The organism is Ruegeria sp. C12 (assembly GCF_056537745.1).
This window is the reverse complement of the sequence record NZ_JBQFSA010000005.1, coordinates 60,385-77,380: the sequence shown is the minus strand read 5'-3', so window position 1 is coordinate 77,380 and position 16,996 is coordinate 60,385. Positions and strand designations below refer to the sequence as shown.

Sequence of the window (16,996 nt, the reverse complement as noted above, 5' to 3'; positions counted from 1 at the left end):
GCGGCCATGAAACTCAGCGATTTTGATTTCCACCTGCCCGAAGACCTGATTGCAACGCGGCCCGCCAATCCGCGATCCTCGGCGCGTCTGCTGGTGGCGCGGGGGGATGCGGTTTCGGACAGCCATGTGTTCGATCTGCCCGACTGGCTGCAACCCGGTGATCGGCTGGTGCTGAACGATACGCGGGTGATCCCGGCAAGACTCAGCGGCAGGCGTCATCGTGACAGCGCACAGGGCCCTGTGTCGGCCGCGATTGAGGCCACCTTGCTGGACCCGCAAGCCGATGGCAGTTGGGCCGCTTTGATCAAGCCGCTGAAAAAGGTCAAACCGGGGGAAGAGATCATCTTCTCGGACGATCTGACCGCAACATTGGACCGCGTGGAAGACGGGCAAGCCTATCTGCGGTTCAACCTGACGGGCGAGGATTTCGACACCGCGCTGGAACAGGCCGGTGCAATGCCCTTGCCGCCCTACATCGCCGCCAAACGCCCTGCGGACGAGCAGGACAAGACCGATTACCAAACCATCTGGGCGCGGAATTCAGGCGCGGTTGCCGCCCCGACGGCTTCGCTGCATTTCGACGAACCGCTGATGCAGGCGCTGAAGGAACGCGGTATCGAATTCAGCCATGTGACCCTGCATGTCGGCGCGGGCACTTTCCTGCCTGTGAAGGTCGAAGACGTGACCACCCACAAGATGCATGCCGAATGGGGCAGGGTCAGCGACACCGCCGCCGCCGAGATTCGTGCCACCAAAGCCGCAGGCGGGCGTGTCATCCCCGTAGGCACCACCGCGCTGCGTCTGATAGAAAGCGCCGCGCGGGGTGGTGAGATCCAGGCATGGGAAGGCGAGACCGATATTTTTATCTACCCCGGTTTCCAATTCCACGTCACCGACGCGCTGATGACCAACTTCCACCTGCCAAAATCCACCCTGCTGATGCTGGTCTCAGCCCTGATGGGCCAGGACCGGATGCGCGAGGTGTATGCCCATGCCATTGCACAGAAATATCGCTTCTTCTCATATGGTGACTCGTCGCTTTTGATCCCGTGAAGGACGCGTTTCGGGCCGCAAACGACAGGAAAGTCGTAGACAAGCGCGACCAGAGCGTTTTTTGATCGCACCAACGAATCCAAGTTAAGAACGGCATTTCATCGGAGGCCCCAATGTTTCAGGTCCTGTCCAGCGCGTGGGCGCTGTTGCTCGGAATGGGTCTTTTGATGATCGGAAACGGCCTGCAGGGCACCATCCTGGGCGTTCGTGGCGAGATCGAAGGGTTCTCGACACTTCAGATGTCCTTTGTGATGTCGGCGTATTTCCTTGGGTTCCTGGGCGGATCGCGCCTGACGCCCGAGATGATCCGCAGGGTCGGGCATGTCCGAGTTTTTGCCGCGCTGGCCTCATTCATCTCGGCCGTGATGATCATGTATCCGATGCTGACCGACCCGATTGCATGGGTTCTGGGCCGCGTCGTGATCGGGTTCTGTTTCTCGGGTGTGTATGTCACTGCTGAAAGCTGGCTGAACAACGCAGCCAGCAATGAAAACCGTGGTCAGGCCCTGTCGCTGTATATGATCGTCCAGATGACCGGGATCATCAGCGCGCAAGGGCTTGTTTTGCTGGGCGATCCGGCGGGCTATGAAACATTCGTCATCGCCTCGATCCTGGTTTCGGTCTCGTTTGCGCCCATTCTGCTGTCAATTTCCCCCACACCGGCCTTCGACACCACCAAACCCATGACCCTGCGCGAGTTGATGGGGAAATCGCCCCTGGGCTGCGTCGGCATGTTCCTGCTGGGCGGCGTATTCTCGGCCCAGTTCGGGATGGCACCAGTCTATGGCGCACGCGCCGGGCTGACATTGGTCGAAATCTCATCCTTCGTGGCCGCGTTCTATATTGGGGCAGTGGTTCTGCAATATCCGCTGGGCTGGTTCTCGGACCGGATGGATCGCCGCGTTCTGATCATGCTTGTTTCGGCTGGCGGCGGCATCGGTGCTGTGGTTGGAATGATCTTTGGTCTGGCATTCCCGGTTCTGCTGGGCGCTGCCTTCCTGATCGGCGGCATGTCCAACCCGCTCTATTCGCTGCTGATTGCCCACGCCAACGACTTTCTGGAGCATGAGGACATGGCGGCGGCCTCGGGCGGGCTGATCTTCATCAACGGTCTGGGCGCAATTGCAGGTCCGCTGATCACCGGCTGGCTGATGGGTGATGCCATTTTCGGGCCGCAGGGCTTCTTCCTGTTTATCGCCGCCCTGTTGTTCATGACCGCAGTCTATGCGCTCTACCGGACGACGCAGCGCCCGACTGTGCCTGTCGACGAAACCGGCACCATGTCCCCGCTTTATCCCACCGCGTCGCCGGTTGCGCTTGAAGTGGCACAAGAGGTGGCCATCGAGGCCGCCGAAGCTGAACAGGATACGCAGGAAGTCGCTTAAGACACGTAAATATGTCGCTAATGTTGCAATATTTTACTGTTACAATTCTGTAAAACAGCCTTAAATGACGTTACGTCCCTGGGGAGGGCACAAGTTGGAGTTTAGGGCAATGGTAGGGCCTGAAGACGTATTGAGTTATTGGTTAGATGAAGTTGGTCCCAAAGGTTGGTATCTACAGGATGACGCGTTGGACGCGGAAATCCGGGACCGTTTCCAGACAACATGGGAGGCCGCAACCGAAGGGACATTCTCTCTTTGGCTGACCTATCCCAGCGGGGTGTTGGCCTACATCATCCTGACCGACCAGTTTCCACGCAACATGTTCCGAGGCAGCGCAAAAGCCTTTGCAACGGACAAGGCGGCGCTTACCGCCGCCAAATGTGCGGTGGACAAGGGTTGGGATATGAGGATCGATGAACCGGCCCGGCAGTTCTTTTATCTGCCCATGATGCATTCGGAAAACCTGTGCGATCAGGAACGCTGTGTGCGCCTGATGTGCCAGAACCTCAGCAGCAACCCGGGCAATCTGTTACATGCTCGGGCCCATCGTGAGGTGATCCGCAAATTCGGCCGGTTCCCCTATCGGAACGAGGCACTGTCGCGCCACTCGACCGAACATGAGACAGCATATGTCAACATGGGCGGCTACGGCACAACAGTGCGCGAGCTTCAGGCGGCGAGTTAAGTCTCGGGGACGCATCCCCTGATGGCAAGGACTCGGTCGGCGACAACGTCGCCCGAGGTCTGAATGGCTTTTTCGATCAACAGGTCCGGTTGCTCTGCCAGGTCAGAGAACCGGGCCTGAGTTGTTTGCAGCTTGTCCTCGATCGCGTTCAGCCGGTTCAGCGCCGACTTAATCCGGCGCGACGTGGCGGTGTCGATAACGCTGCCATCGGTCGGCAGGGCCGCAAGCTCGCTGCGCAAAGCCGCCAGTTCCCCCCGGATACCTTGTGCTTCGTCCCGCAGAGGCGTCACAACCTGCAGTGTTTGGGCGAAATCGGTTGTGACATTCTCGACGCTCGAGGCCAGCTTCCATCCCAGAAACAGGCACAGCGCCACCAGAATCAATGTTGCGTTGAGCAGGGCAAGAAATAGATCTTTCAGAGTTTTGGCCATGGTAAGCCTTTCGAATGACTTGTGATTAGGAAAGCGGCGCCACTGTCGGCTGTTCTTTTCTAGCCTTTGGGATGGCGCGGGTATAGGCTGAAAACAGCGCAATTCTGCCACTGTTTACCCTGCGTCGCTTTTGTCGCGGGTCGGGTGTGTTGATGCGTTCTGAAAAATAGTTTAATGGTAAACTAAATTTCATCCGACCTGCGCCGAGAGGGACACATGGCAGCACAATCTTTTGATCTGATCGTAATCGGGGCAGGCCCCGGAGGCTATGTTGCTGCCATCCGCGCGGCGCAGCTGGGGCTGAAAACCGTTGTGGTCGAGCGTGAGCATCTGGGCGGTATCTGCCTGAACTGGGGTTGTATCCCCACCAAGGCGCTGCTGCGCTCGTCCGAAGTGTTTCATCTGATGGAACGGGCCAAGGATTTCGGCTTGAAAGCGGACAAGATCGGCTACGATCTGGATGCGGTGGTCAAACGGTCGCGCGGTGTTGCGGGGCAGCTTTCCGGCGGCATCGGGCACCTGCTGAAGAAAAACAAAGTGTCCGTGATCATGGGTGAAGCCACGATCCCCGCCAAGGGCAAAGTGACCGTCAAGACGGACAAAGGCACCGAAGAGCTGACGGCCAAAAACATCGTGCTGGCCACCGGCGCTCGGGCGCGGGAACTGCCGGGGCTCGAGGCTGACGGCGACCTGGTCTGGACCTACAAACACGCGCTGCAACCGCCCCGTATGCCGAAGAAACTGCTGGTCATCGGGTCGGGCGCCATCGGCATCGAGTTCGCCAGCTTCTACAATACGCTTGGCGCAGACACGACCGTGGTCGAGGTAATGGACCGGGTCCTGCCCGTCGAGGACGCCGAAATCAGCGCCTTCGCCAAGAAAGCCTTCACCAAGCAAGGCATGACCATCTTGGAAAAAGCGATGGTCAAGCAGCTGGATCGCGCCAAGGGCAAGGTCACAGCGCATATCGAGGTCAAGGGTAAGGTCGAGAAACACGATTTCGACACCGTGATCTCTGCCGTTGGTATCGTGGGCAATGTCGAGAACCTGGGGCTAGAGGCTCTGGGCGTTAAAATCGACCGCACCCATGTGGTCACAGATGAATATTGCCGCACGGGGGGCGAGGGTCTCTATGCCATCGGCGACATCGCTGGCGCGCCTTGGCTGGCCCATAAGGCCAGCCACGAGGGCGTCATGGTCGCGGACCTTATCGCGGGCAAACACGCACATCCGGTCAAACCCGAAAGCATCGCAGGCTGCACCTATTGCCAGCCGCAGGTTGCTTCGGTCGGCTACAGCGAAGCCAAGGCCAAAGAACTGGGCTATGACATCAAAGTCGGCCGCTTCCCCTTCATCGGCAACGGCAAGGCCATCGCGTTGGGAGAGCCCGAGGGCCTGATCAAAACCGTATTCGACGCCAAGACCGGAGAACTTCTGGGTGCCCACATGATCGGCGCGGAAGTAACCGAACTGATCCAGGGTTACGTGGTTGGTCGACAGTTGGAAACAACCGAAGAAGATCTGATGAACACCGTCTTCCCGCACCCAACGCTGTCCGAGATGATGCACGAAGCCGTGCTGGATGCCTACGGGCGTGTGATCCATATGTGAGAAAAGGGGGCTCTGCCCCCGCCGCGGCAAGCCGCGACTCCCCCGAGGTATTTTCAAACAGAAGAAGCAGGGGATCCGTACTTCTTCTGTTCCCAAATACCTCGGAGCGCGAGGCAGAGCCTCGCAAAAGACTCTTACTTATTCAAAGCGTCCAGAATGCGGGCCCAGGAGCGGATACCTTTGTGGAAGCTTTTGACGTCGTATTTCTCGTTGGGTGAGTGAATGGCGTCGTCGTCATTTGCATAGCCGACCAGCATCGAATCCAACCCGAGCACGGTATTGAAGTAACCGACAACCGGAATCGATCCGCCCATTCCGGTAAAGACGGCCTCGCGGTCCCATTCATCAGACAGCGCACCGCGCGCGGCTTCAAATTCAGGGCGGTCCAGGTTCATGACCGAGGCGGGTGAGCCTTCAAGGTCATTGTCCCACGTGACTTTGGCGTCCGGCGACAGGCGGTCTGCGACATGTTTGCGGATTTTCTTGCGCAGGGCGTCCGGGTCCATGTCGCCAACAAGGCGGCAGGTGATCTTGCAATGCGCCTCGGACGGGATCACCGTTTTGGACCCTGCGCCGTTGTACCCGCCCCAAAGGCCGTTGACCTCAAGCGTCGGGCGCGCCCATTGCTGTTCGAGGGTCGAGTAGCCTTTTTCCCCATGGGGCTGGCTGTAGCCTACCGAGTTCAGATAGTCGGCTTCGTCAAAGCCGCAGTTTTCCCACTGGCGCAGCTGCTCGGCAGGAACCTCGTGCACGCCTTCGTAGAACCCCTCGACCGCGACGCGTCCGGTTTCATCGTCGTAAAACGAGGCGATGATCTTGGACAATTCGCGCAGGGGGTTCAGCCCCGGGCCGCCGTAATGGCCGGAATGCAGGTCGATGCGTGGGCCGATGATGGTGAATTCGTCCTTCAGCATCCCGCGCAGTTGCGATGAAATCGAGGGCACGCCGCGTGACACCATCGAGGTGTCACAAACCAATGCCAGATCGGCCTGCAATTCTTCTTTGTTGGCCTCAAGAAAGGGCACCAGCGAGGGCGAACCCGATTCTTCCTCGCCTTCGAAAAAGAAGGTGATGCGGCAGGGCAGGGTGCCGTGCACGGCTTTCCAGGCGCGGCAGGCTTCGACAAAGGTCATCAACTGACCTTTGTCATCCGACGACCCTCGTCCCCGAATGACCGGGCCGTGTTCGGTGTCTTCGATGGCCGGATCGAAAGGATCGCGGTTCCACAGGTTCAGGGGATCAACCGGTTGCACATCGTAGTGGCCGTAGAACAGCACATGCGGACCGTCCAAATCCTCGCCCACATGTCCGACAACCATGGGATGCCCCGGGGTTTCGCGTTTTTCGGCCTTGATACCGATGCTTTGCAGATCGGCCACAAGCCAGTCGGCGGCCTGATCCACTTGCTCTTTGAAGGCGGGGTCGGTCGAGATGGACGGGATGCGCAACAGCTCCATCAACCGGTCGATCGAAGTTTGCAGATCGGAATCGATCCGGCTCAGCACGGCGTCTAGCGACATAACAGGGCTCCTGCGTGATTTTGGATTGTGGCGAACCTACCAGCGTAGCCGCTGCCGTCCAGAGGCGTTGAGGTGGAATTTGTGCTATCATTGGAAACCGGGCGGGCTAAGACACGGGGCCTGCGTCGTTTCCTCGCGTCTGGGGGGCGTAACTATACTTGCTCGACCCGAATGAAGTTTATATTTGATGCAGGTCAAAGTTAGGTTCTTCCGTTCGCCTGTAGTCAGGTAGCACGAGGGAACGAAAAACCGCCGGAACGCTTTAGGCTGTGACAGGTGGTGGAATACGCGCTTAGGGTGGGTGTATCACCTTGGGTGAATTAGGAGGGTCCGGTGGACTATACTGCTCAGCTCGATACAGCGATTGCCAGGCTGCATGACGAAGGACGTTACCGGACCTTTATCGATATCGAACGTCGGAACGGGCATTTCCCGCATGCGGTTCGCACTCGTCCTGATGGGTCAACGCAGAACATCACTGTGTGGTGCGGCAATGACTATCTGGGCATGGGTCAGCACCCGGTTGTTCTGGAGGCGATGCATGAGGCTGTGGATGCGGCTGGTGCAGGCTCGGGCGGGACGCGCAATATCTCGGGAACCACGGTCTATCACAAACGGCTTGAGGCCGAACTTGCCGATCTGCACGGCAAGGAATCGGCCCTGCTGTTCACCAGCGCATACATCGCTAACGACGCGACGCTTTCCACTCTGCCCAAACTGTTCCCCGGTTTGATTATCTATTCCGATGCGCTGAACCATGCCTCGATGATCGAAGGCGTGCGCCGCAATGGCGGGGCCAAGCGCATCTTCCGCCACAATGACGTCGCCCATCTGCGCGAACTGCTGGAAGCGGATGATCCCAATGCGCCCAAGCTGATCGCTTTTGAGTCGGTCTATTCCATGGACGGCGATTTCGGCCCGATTGAAGAGATCTGCGACCTGGCCGATGAATTCGGCGCCCTGACTTATATCGACGAGGTCCACGCAGTTGGCATGTACGGCCCGCGCGGCGGTGGCGTGACCGAGCGTGATCGTCTGGCCCATCGTATCGACATTATCAATGGCACGCTGGCCAAAGCCTATGGTGTCATGGGCGGCTATATTGCGGCCAGCGAGAAGATGTGTGACGCCGTGCGCTCTTACGCGCCGGGCTTCATCTTTACCACGTCTTTGCCGCCTGCGGTTGCGGCAGGGGCGGCTGCCTCGGTGGCGCATCTGAAAACGGCCCCTGAGCTGCGCGAACAGCACCAAACTCAGGCCAGTATCCTGAAGCTGCGCCTGAAAGGGCTGGGCCTGCCGCTGATCGACCACGGCAGCCATATCGTCCCGGTCATCGTCGGGGACCCTGTGCACGCCAAAATCCTCAGCGACCGGTTGCTTGAGGATTATGGCATCTATGTGCAACCGATCAATTTCCCGACCGTCCCGCGCGGGACCGAGCGTTTGCGGTTTACCCCGTCTCCGGTGCATGGACCGGGCGAATTGAACCGTCTGGTGCAGGCCATGGACGAACTTTGGTCACATTGTGCGCTAAATCGCGCCGAACTTGCCGGATAACCTCACGCCAAAGTGTGCAACTTATTTGCCACGTGTTAAGCTTACGCTAACAAAAGTGACGGACGAATCGTTATGGGGGCGATTCGCCGTTAGCGCGAAACGCGTGACAGGCAGAATGGGGCAGCAGGATGATTGGGCGCAGATCACAGCGCGAAGCCGAGGAAGGTGTAGACGTCAGACCCAAAGGGTTTGACGATTACGAGGTTCGGCTTGGTGATCGAATGCGCGGCGAGCGTGCCACCATGGGCAAATCGCTTCTGGACGTTCAGCGCGAGCTTCGGATCAAAGCCAACTACATCGCTGCCATTGAAAACGCCGACCCCGACGCATTTGACACACCCGGCTTCATCGCCGGGTATGTGCGTTCCTATGCCCGTTATCTGGGTATGGACCCCGACGAAACCTTCGCCACCTTCTGCGCAGAAAGCGGGTTCGAGGTGGCACATGGGATGTCCGCTCAGGCGTCGGTGGTGCGCAAACCCTCGGGCGATTTGCCCGCGCGCGGACCGATGGGGCGTGACCCCTTCATTTCGCCCAACACGCCCTACATTCCGGGCAAGGAATCACTGGTCAGTCAGATCGAGCCCCGCGCCATCGGATCGTCGCTGGTGCTGTTGGCGCTGATCGGTGGTATCGGCTATGGCGGCTGGTCCGTTCTGAACCGGATCCAGCAGGTGCAGGTCAGCCCGGTTGAACAGGCCCCCGTCGTGCTGTCGGATCTTGACCCGCTGGATGCCGCCCGCCGTACCGCGCCTGAGGTCGAAACAGCACAAGCACCCAATGTCGAGGCGCTGGATCGTCTGTACCGCCCGCAGGCCTTGGATGTGCCGGTTCTGGTGGCGCGCGATGCACCGATCTCAACGCTCGATCCGCGTGATGTGGGTACGTTCCGCTCGCCTGAACTGCCCGAGGTTGTAGTGGCCGACATCCATACCGTTGAACGCCCGGCCTTGCCGCAGGTTGTCGAACAGATCGACACCACGCTGAAGATCGTGGCCGTTGATCCGGCCTGGATGCGCGTCACGGCCGCCGATGGCAGCGTGATCTTCGAAGGTACTCTGGGCACGGTCGAACAGGGCAATGTGTTCGAAGTGCCGCTGACCGAAGAACCGCCGCAGCTGCGCGCTGGCGCTTCGGGTTCGGTCTATTTCTCGATGAACGGCAAGCATTACGGACCTGCCGGTGCACCGGGCACCGTGGCGAAAGGCGTTGTCCTGTCCAAGGATGCGGTGTCCGAGGTTTATGCCGAAGCCGATCTTGAGGCCGAGCAGAACAGCGCCCTGAAACAATTCGTGGCCGAGCTGCAGACCGAAGTCGCGGAACAACCGTCCGAGTGATCTAGCCATTGCGGTACCCCGGTTCGCGGACTATCTAATGTCGCAACCCAGCTAGACGCGGACAGGTTCTCATGTCTCTTAATCATGTACGCCCTTGGCGCGACATTTATCGCCGCAAATCCCGTCAGATCATGGTCGGCAATGTGCCGGTTGGTGGTGATGCGCCCATCGCCGTGCAGACCATGACCAACACCCTGACCACGGATGTGGCTGCTACGGTTGCGCAGGTGCAGGCGGCGGCCGAGGCTGGTGCGGATATCGTTCGCGTGTCGGTCCCGGATGAGGCATCCGCGAAAGCTCTGAAAGAGATCGTGCGCGAAAGCCCGGTGCCGATTGTGGCCGACATTCATTTTCACTACCGCCGAGGCATCGAAGCCGCCGAGGCGGGTGCCGCCTGTCTGCGGATCAATCCGGGCAATATCGGGGATGAAAAGCGCGTCAAAGAGGTGATCAAAGCCGCCCGCGACCACAATTGCTCGATCCGCATTGGGGTGAACGCGGGGTCCTTGGAAAAGCATCTGCTTGAGAAATATGGCGAGCCGTGCCCCGAGGCGATGGTCGAAAGCGGGTTAGAGCATATCCGCATCCTGCAAGACAACGACTTCCACGAGTTCAAGATCAGCGTGAAGGCCAGCGACGTGTTCCTGTCGGCAGCCGCCTATCAGGGCATTGCCGAGGCCACGGATGCGCCGATCCATCTGGGTATCACCGAGGCCGGTGGGCTGGTCAGCGGCACCATCAAATCCGCCATCGGTCTGGGCAATCTGCTATGGATGGGCATTGGCGACACGATCCGCGTCAGCCTGTCCGCGGATCCGGTGGAAGAGGTCAAGGTCGGCTTTGAAATCCTCAAATCGCTGGGCCTGCGCCATCGCGGGGTCAACATTATCTCATGCCCGTCCTGCGCGCGGCAGGGGTTTGACGTGATCAAGACGGTCGAGGCGCTGGAGCATCGTCTGGAACACATTAAAACACCGATGTCCTTGTCGATCATCGGCTGCGTCGTAAATGGTCCGGGTGAGGCGCTGATGACCGATGTGGGCTTTACCGGCGGCGGGGCGGGCTCCGGCATGGTCTATCTGGCGGGCAAGGCCAGCCACAAGATGTCGAACGATCAGATGATCGATCACATCGTGGAAGAGGTCGAGAAGAAAGCCGCCGAGCTGGATGCAGCGGCAGAGGCGGCGGAGTAGCCTTCTGTCCCACAAAGGGAGGATTGGCATGTATCTCAAGGCAATTGAACAGGGCGGCGTGGCCGTCGTCACAGGGGCGGCCAGCGGTGTGGGCCGCGTATCGGCCATCCGGTTCGCACAGGCAGGTCTAAGCGTCATTCTGGCCGATCTGCCCGGTGAGCGGCTGAATGAGGCCGTGGCCGAGGTTCGTGGCCATGTTGCGGACAGAGCCCAGGTGTTCGCTGTTCCGACTGATGTCACCAAGCAGGAAGACATCGATGCGCTGGCCGACAAAGCTTTTGCCACAGGGCCGGTCGCCGTATTGATGAACAATGCCGGTATCAGCCTGCCGACCAAGGCATGGTCCGGGATGGAAAACTGGCTGAAACTGCTTGAGGTTAACTTTCTGGGTGTTCTGCGCGGGGTACAGGCCTTTGTTCCGCGCATGATCGAGGCCGGTCGCCCCGCCGTAGTGATCAATACCGGCTCGAAGCAGGGTATTACCACGCCGCCCGGCAATCCGGGCTACAATGTCAGCAAGGCGGCTGTGCGCGTTCTCAGCGAACAATTGGCGCATGAATTGCGGCAGGCCGAGGCCCCGATCTCGGTGCATCTGTTCGTTCCCGGTTTTACATATACCGGCATGATCGCCGCGTTCCTTCCGGAAAAACCCGATGCCGCCTGGACCAGCGAGCAGACGGTGGATCATTTCATAAGCCGCATGTCAGAAGGTGCGTTCTACATTCTTTGCCCGGACAATGACGGGGACAGCACCCGCGACAACCGCCGGATCCAGTGGAATACGGTCGACCTGACCGAAAACCGCCCGGCTTTGTCACGCTGGCACCCGGATTATGCGGAGAAATTCGCCGAGTTCGAAAAGACCGGAAAGTAGAACCTTCCGCAGAATCGGCGTAACTTGGGATAAACCGCGTTGGCCCGGTTAGTTTGACGATGGCAGCGTTGACAGATCACGAACGAGAGATTGCCCGCCTTCGGCAAAATAAATCGGGTGTACCTTCAAATTTTTGTCAGTTGGACCCCTTTGAGGGCGACCCCACAAATCGAAATGAGCGCCTTGGCATGGATCGAAGAACCCGTCGTAATCACCAGCCTTGGTCAGGACGATGCACCCAAAACCTCCGGTATTGATAGGGCTGACGATGAGCCATTCGATGCGTGCAAATTCCTCGGGCCCAAGGAGCGTTGCGAGCGATCCATCATTCAATGCTTCAGCCCAGTCTTCCTGGGGAATGCTCGGGTCAGCTTGCGACATTGCCGTTGCCATCTCCGCTTGGTCGCGGCGCCATATAACGACGGGCTTGCGGCCAAAAAACTAGGGTTCTAACGTCGCCAGGTTCCCAACTTTCAATAGGTACGGTTTGCATTCTCGCCTGATAGCGGGCTTCAACGTCCGCAGTTGGTTCGGCGCTGGAAAACAGGTAATACAGCCCAACTGTGACTATCAGCGCAGCCCATCCTGCGGTCAGGTGGTAAAGGAAATTGCCTTTAGACTGCATGAAATACGTAATCTGAATCGGTTGAGAAACGGCTGATGCCTGCACTTCGCCCGGTATCGCGAATGCGTTGATTTTCGACGCGGAGTGAACTGCGGTTTTAGGTGGGGCGGTCAATCCGCCCCAAAGCCTTACCCCCGATCCGCGCGAACCCCATCCGCAATCTGTTGCATCTGATCGGCGGGCAGGAAGCCGCGCAGCATCTCAGTGCCCAGAACAAACGAAGGCGTGCCCGAGATTTGCATCCGCTGCGCCAGGGCGCGGGTGTGCTGGATTTCTTCGGTGACCTGATCGCTATTCATTGCGGCGATGATCGCGTCGCTGTCCAGCCCCAGACCGTCCGAGATACGGCGCAGGGTCACTTCGGACGGCTCGCCGCTGAATTCAAGCAGGGCGTCGTGGACCTGTTTATACGCATCAGCGCCGGCCACATGTTTGGTGGCCACGGCAAAGCGCGAGGACAGGACCGAGGCGTCGCCAAGGATCGGGAACTCTTTGATCACCAGCCGGATGTTGCCATCGGCTTCCAGCAACTGCGCCACTTCGGGCACCGCGCGACGGCAATAGCCGCAGCGATAGTCCATGAACTCGACCAGAGTGATATCTCCGTCCGGGTTGCCGCCGACCCAGCTGAAACCGTCATTGAACAACTCATCCGAGTTGGCCGCGACCAGTTCCTTGTCCGCGGCAGCTTCGGCGGCGGCGTTGCGCTGTTCCAGAATGTTGATCGCTTCCAGAATGACCTCGGGGTTTTCCAGAAGGTACTCACGGACCTGGGCGCCAAATTCGGCGCGCTCGGTCTCGGTCATGGCGTTCAGGTCCAGCGCCTGTGCCGGGCCTGTGATCAGGGAAAGCCCCAGAAGGGCGGGTGCTGCATGTCTGAGGATCATTTCCTGTTCCTTTTTGCTTTCTTTGCGCGTTCCGAGGCAATCAACACATCCTGTGCCCTTTGCCAACCCGGAGAGCCCTCGGGCAATTGCCCGACGGCGCGCCTTGCGTGGATCCCCGCATCGGCCAACCGTCCTTGCAGGGCATATCGTTCCGCGGTGACGGTCGCCGCCATCCCGTTATTTCCAACCTGCGAATAGGCGAGGCCCAGGTCGCGCATCAGGCGGGCGTTTCGAAAATCACGCGCCCGCGCTTTTTCAAGCACGCCCAAAGCCTCGTTAGTCTTGCCTTGCGCCAGCAATGCGCGCCCGTATCCGGCTAGAATCAATGAATCATTCGGAGCCATCTCGACCGCTTGCCCATAAGCTTGAACAGCCTCGGACAATTGTCTGTTTTCCAACAGGATTTGACCCTTGAGCTCGTAGTAGAACGGATCGTCCGGGCGAATGGCCAGCGCTTCGTCAATGGCTGCGCGGGCGCGGGCAAGGTTGCGGTTTTGGTGATGGGCCGACGCCTCGCGCATCATGCGAATGTCGCGGTCGGTTTCCTCTTTGGCGCGGCGCAAGGTCCATGTGGGTGAGCGCAGAAAGGCCGAAAGCTTGCCCTTGACCCGCGCAAACCAGTAGTCGGCATTGGCGTTGGGCTCGGCCTTGTCACCGAATTCTTCCAGAAACGCTTCGGCTGCGCGCAGACGTTCGCGGCTGGTGGGGTGGGACCGCATGTACGGGTCCTGATTGGTCAGGCTCAGCAATTCCTGGCCGGCGAATTTGCGATGCAGCGTCACCATGCCGCTGGGCGATATCCCGGCCCATCGCAGGTAACTGGCGGCGCTTCGGTCGGCCGAGGCTTCTTCGGCCCGCGTATGGCCCAGAAAACTGCGCAAGGCCGAGCCCTGTACACCAGCGGCAATCCCGGCTGCGGCTTCCCCACCGCCAGCGACGGCGGCGATCAGGGCCAAGGCGGTGCCCAGGCCCGCATTGCGGTTTGCCGCCCGCAGGTTCTCGGCACGACGGGCGAGGTGCCCGTTGGCGATGTGCGCGGCCTCGTGTGCGATCACCGCCTGCAGCATTTCGGGGCTGTCGACACCCAGAATCAGACCGTAATTCAGGTAGATGGCGTTGTAGTCGATGACAAAGGCGTTGAAGGTACTGTCATTGACCACCAGAATTCGCACCCGGTTGGTGTTCAGACCGGCGGCGCGCAGCACCGGAAAGGCCAGCTCTCGCAGCCCGTATTCGATATCGGGGTCGCGGATCAGGCTTTGGGCATGGCTTTGCGCTGCGGCCGTCAGCCAAACGACAGCCGCCAGTATCAGGGCCGGGATTGACGCCAGCCGGGATACGCGTTCAAAAGCCATGGCTGCAACATGGGAGATGGGCATGAGAAACTCAACCCGGTCCGGGGTCGATCCGTTTATTGTGATGGATGTGATGGAGGCCGCACGCAAAGCGGAAGAGGCCGGACGCCACATCATCCACATGGAGGTCGGCCAGCCCGGAACCGGTGCCCCCAAAGGCGCGACCGAAGCTTTGGCCGAGGCGATGCAGCAAGGGCCACTGGGCTATACGGTGGCTTTGGGCCTGCCGGCGCTGCGGCAGCGGATCGCGCGGATGTATGGCGAATGGTACAATGTCGATCTGAACCCCGAACGTGTGGTGATCACGCCCGGCTCATCCGGCGGGTTTCTGCTGGCTTTTACCGCGCTCTTTGACAGTGGCGACCGCGTAGGCATTGGCGCGCCGGGTTATCCGTCTTATCGGCAGATCCTGAAGGCCCTTGGCTTGGTCCCTGTCGATCTGCCGACTGCGCCCGAAAATCGGCTGCAACCGGTGCCCAGCGATTTTGCCGGGCTGGATCTGCAAGGTCTCATGGTCGCGTCCCCGGCCAATCCAACCGGCACCATGCTGGATCACGCGGCTATGGGTGCGCTGATCGACGCGGCGCAGGGACAGGACGCCTCATTCATCAGCGACGAAATCTATCACGGGCTGGAATATGAGGCCAAAGCCGTCACCGCGCTGGAACTGACGGATGAGTGCTATGTGATCAATTCCTTCTCCAAGTATTTCTCGATGACCGGCTGGCGGGTCGGCTGGGTGGTGGTTCCCGAAGATCAGGTGAGGGTGGTCGAGCGGATCGCTCAGAACATGTTCATCTGTGCGCCCCATGCCAGTCAGGTGGCCGCGCTGGCCGCAATGGATTGTGACGATGAGTTGCAGGCCAATCTGGACGTCTACCGCCAGAACCGCGCGCTGATGCTGGACGGGCTGCCCAAGGCCGGTTTCACCAATATCGCCCCGCCGGACGGGGCGTTTTATGTCTATGCTGACGTCTCGGACCTGACCGACGACAGCCGCGCCTTGGCGGCGGAAATTCTGGACAAGGCCGGCGTCGCGGTCACCCCGGGGCTGGATTTCGACCCCGCGCGCGGTCACAAGACCCTGCGGTTTTCCTATGCTCGGGCCACTGCCGATATCGAAGACGGCCTGTCGCGGCTGCGCAGATTCATGTCCGAACGCGGCGCGCTGGTCCAGCAGGTCTGACCCGTTCACAAAAGGCCCCGCGTGGTATAGTCTGCCAGCCAAACGATCTCGGGAAAACTTGAGGCTATGAGCAGGATTTTCTTTTGCATCGCCCTGATCTGGGCGCTCGCCAGTGCTGCGTTTGCGCAGGATTTCAATGCGCTGGCGCGTATTCAGCCAGATCAAAGCCGCATCGAGGATACGGGGCGCACGGGTGTCCGCGTCGATCTGGGCCTTAGCCAGGGGGTGCCGTACCGCATCTTTACCCTGCGCGATCCCTACCGCATGGTCATGGACTTTCAGGAAGTCGACTGGCGCGGCCTGAACCGTGACGATTTCCTGCAATCGGACCGGATCAGCGGCGTGCAATTCGGGGCTTATGTGCCCGGTTGGTCACGTTTGGTGCTGGATCTGGGTGCGCCGATGGCCGTGGACACTGCCGAGATGAAAATCGACCAAAATGCGGGGACGGCGGTGCTGTCGCTGAACCTGAAGGGGGTCGATTTTGACGCCTTCAATGCCTCGGCTGGCGTGCCGCACAATCCCGGTTGGGATTTGCCGGAACCGGCTGTGACCGCCAAAGTGGTCCCGCCAAATGCAGATCGACCGCTGCGCGTGATGCTGGACCCGGGCCATGGTGGTATCGATCCGGGGGCCGAGGTTGGCGGGATCGATGAGAAAACCATGATGCTGACCTTTGCCCGCGAACTGCGCGAGCTGCTTTTGCGATCAGGCGGTTACGAGGTTTATTTGACGCGAACCGGCGATCATTTCGTGTCGCTGGAACGCCGCATCGCTCTGGCGCATCAGGCGGGTGTGGATCTGTTTGTCTCACTGCACGCGGATTCACTGTCCGAAGGGCAGGCCCATGGCGCGGTGGTCTATACCCTGTCGGAAGAGGCCTCGGACATGGCCAGTCTGAAACTGGCCGAACGGCATGATCGGGGGGATCTGCTGTCCGGCGTCGATCTGAGCGGGGCGGATGATCAAGTCACTGACGTTTTGCTAGATCTGGCGCGGCAGGAAACCCAGCCGCGCACGGATGCGCTGGCGCGGGCGGTTGCGAACGGCATGGCGCAGCAGGGTGGGCCGATGAACAGCAAACCCTTGCGATCTGCCTCCTTCTCGGTGCTCAAGGCAGCCGACATCCCCTCGGTTCTGGTCGAGCTTGGATTTCTGTCCAGCCCCAGAGACCTGAAAAACATCAAAAATCCCGAATGGCGCGCCCAGATGGCGCTGGGGATTTATCAGGGGTTGGAAGACTGGCGGCAGCAGGATGTGATCAGACGATCCCTGATTGGACAGTGACCTGAGGGCG

Annotated in this window: 16 protein-coding genes; 10 read left to right on the top strand and 6 right to left on the bottom strand. The window is 59.8% G+C overall.

The annotated features are described in order from the left end of the window. Positions 1-6 precede the first annotated feature (6 nt). The 3 genes from queA to ACR0C9_RS11375 all read left to right on the top strand — a co-directional run bounded on the left by queA (position 7) and on the right by ACR0C9_RS11375 (position 3,123). Positions 7-1,053 (top strand): tRNA preQ1(34) S-adenosylmethionine ribosyltransferase-isomerase QueA, encoded by a 1,047-nt coding sequence (queA, locus tag ACR0C9_RS11385; protein WP_170453005.1) that lies wholly within the window; start codon positions 7-9, stop codon positions 1,051-1,053. Positions 1,054-1,166: 113 nt separating this feature from the next. Continuing rightward, entirely contained in the window at positions 1,167-2,438 is a 1,272-nt protein-coding gene (locus tag ACR0C9_RS11380) for an MFS transporter (protein ID WP_170449962.1), read from the top strand. A gap of 109 nt (positions 2,439-2,547) precedes the next feature. Next, positions 2,548-3,123, top strand: a complete 576-nt coding sequence (locus tag ACR0C9_RS11375; protein WP_170449964.1) for a DUF924 family protein — start codon at positions 2,548-2,550, stop codon at positions 3,121-3,123. On the opposite strand, the gene ACR0C9_RS11370 is transcribed toward ACR0C9_RS11375, so the two are convergent. Then, on the bottom strand, positions 3,120-3,554 hold the full coding sequence (locus tag ACR0C9_RS11370; RefSeq protein WP_480781051.1) for a hypothetical protein: 435 nt from the start codon (positions 3,552-3,554) through the stop codon (positions 3,120-3,122). The genes ACR0C9_RS11375 and ACR0C9_RS11370 overlap by 4 nt on opposite strands. Before the next feature lie 216 nt (positions 3,555-3,770). Between ACR0C9_RS11370 and lpdA the strand changes: the two genes are divergently transcribed. After that, entirely contained in the window at positions 3,771-5,165 is a 1,395-nt protein-coding gene (gene lpdA / locus ACR0C9_RS11365; protein ID WP_480781050.1) for a dihydrolipoyl dehydrogenase, read from the top strand. A gap of 134 nt (positions 5,166-5,299) precedes the next feature. On the opposite strand, the gene ACR0C9_RS11360 is transcribed toward lpdA, so the two are convergent. Beyond that, on the bottom strand, positions 5,300-6,685 hold the full coding sequence (locus ACR0C9_RS11360; protein ID WP_170519293.1) for a dipeptidase: 1,386 nt from the start codon (positions 6,683-6,685) through the stop codon (positions 5,300-5,302). A gap of 333 nt (positions 6,686-7,018) precedes the next feature. Between ACR0C9_RS11360 and hemA the strand changes: the two genes are divergently transcribed. The 4 genes from hemA (at position 7,019) to ACR0C9_RS11340 (ending at position 11,646) form a co-directional block, all read left to right on the top strand. Further along, entirely contained in the window at positions 7,019-8,242 is a 1,224-nt protein-coding gene (hemA, locus tag ACR0C9_RS11355) for a 5-aminolevulinate synthase (RefSeq protein ID WP_480781049.1), read from the top strand. A 128-nt stretch (positions 8,243-8,370) separates the two neighbouring features. Then, on the top strand, positions 8,371-9,579 hold the full coding sequence (locus ACR0C9_RS11350) for a helix-turn-helix domain-containing protein (protein ID WP_480781048.1): 1,209 nt from the start codon (positions 8,371-8,373) through the stop codon (positions 9,577-9,579). A 71-nt stretch (positions 9,580-9,650) separates the two neighbouring features. After that, the gene (gene ispG / locus ACR0C9_RS11345; protein ID WP_170449976.1) at positions 9,651-10,772 is read left to right on the top strand and encodes a flavodoxin-dependent (E)-4-hydroxy-3-methylbut-2-enyl-diphosphate synthase; all 1,122 of its coding nucleotides are present in this window, start codon (positions 9,651-9,653) and stop codon (positions 10,770-10,772) included. A 28-nt stretch (positions 10,773-10,800) separates the two neighbouring features. Next, the gene (locus ACR0C9_RS11340) at positions 10,801-11,646 is read left to right on the top strand and encodes an SDR family NAD(P)-dependent oxidoreductase (protein ID WP_480781047.1); all 846 of its coding nucleotides are present in this window, start codon (positions 10,801-10,803) and stop codon (positions 11,644-11,646) included. A 48-nt stretch (positions 11,647-11,694) separates the two neighbouring features. On the opposite strand, the gene ACR0C9_RS11335 is transcribed toward ACR0C9_RS11340, so the two are convergent. The 4 genes from ACR0C9_RS11335 to ACR0C9_RS11320 are packed head-to-tail and all read right to left on the bottom strand — an operon-like array spanning position 11,695 to position 14,537. Then, the gene (locus ACR0C9_RS11335; protein ID WP_480781046.1) at positions 11,695-12,027 is read right to left on the bottom strand and encodes a Rieske (2Fe-2S) protein; all 333 of its coding nucleotides are present in this window, start codon (positions 12,025-12,027) and stop codon (positions 11,695-11,697) included. Beyond that, positions 12,014-12,385, bottom strand: coding sequence for a hypothetical protein (locus ACR0C9_RS11330; protein WP_480781045.1), 372 nt, complete (start codon positions 12,383-12,385; stop codon positions 12,014-12,016). Before ACR0C9_RS11330 ends, ACR0C9_RS11335 begins: the two co-directional genes overlap by 14 nt. Positions 12,386-12,399: 14 nt before the next feature. Further along, entirely contained in the window at positions 12,400-13,158 is a 759-nt protein-coding gene (locus ACR0C9_RS11325) for a DsbA family protein (RefSeq protein WP_170449980.1), read from the bottom strand. Next, positions 13,155-14,537 carry a M48 family metalloprotease gene (locus ACR0C9_RS11320; protein WP_170449982.1) on the bottom strand — a complete coding sequence of 461 codons (1,383 nt, stop codon included), beginning with the start codon at positions 14,535-14,537 and terminating at the stop codon, positions 13,155-13,157. The genes ACR0C9_RS11325 and ACR0C9_RS11320 overlap by 4 nt, the downstream gene beginning before the upstream one ends. Between ACR0C9_RS11320 and ACR0C9_RS11315 the strand changes: the two genes are divergently transcribed. After that, positions 14,536-15,699 (top strand): pyridoxal phosphate-dependent aminotransferase, encoded by a 1,164-nt coding sequence (locus tag ACR0C9_RS11315; protein ID WP_480781044.1) that lies wholly within the window; start codon positions 14,536-14,538, stop codon positions 15,697-15,699. The genes ACR0C9_RS11320 and ACR0C9_RS11315 overlap by 2 nt on opposite strands. Before the next feature lie 66 nt (positions 15,700-15,765). Continuing rightward, positions 15,766-16,986: an N-acetylmuramoyl-L-alanine amidase gene (locus ACR0C9_RS11310; protein ID WP_170449986.1), complete on the top strand. Its 1,221-nt coding sequence runs from the start codon at positions 15,766-15,768 to the stop codon at positions 16,984-16,986. The last annotated feature ends 10 nt before the right edge of the window (positions 16,987-16,996 follow it).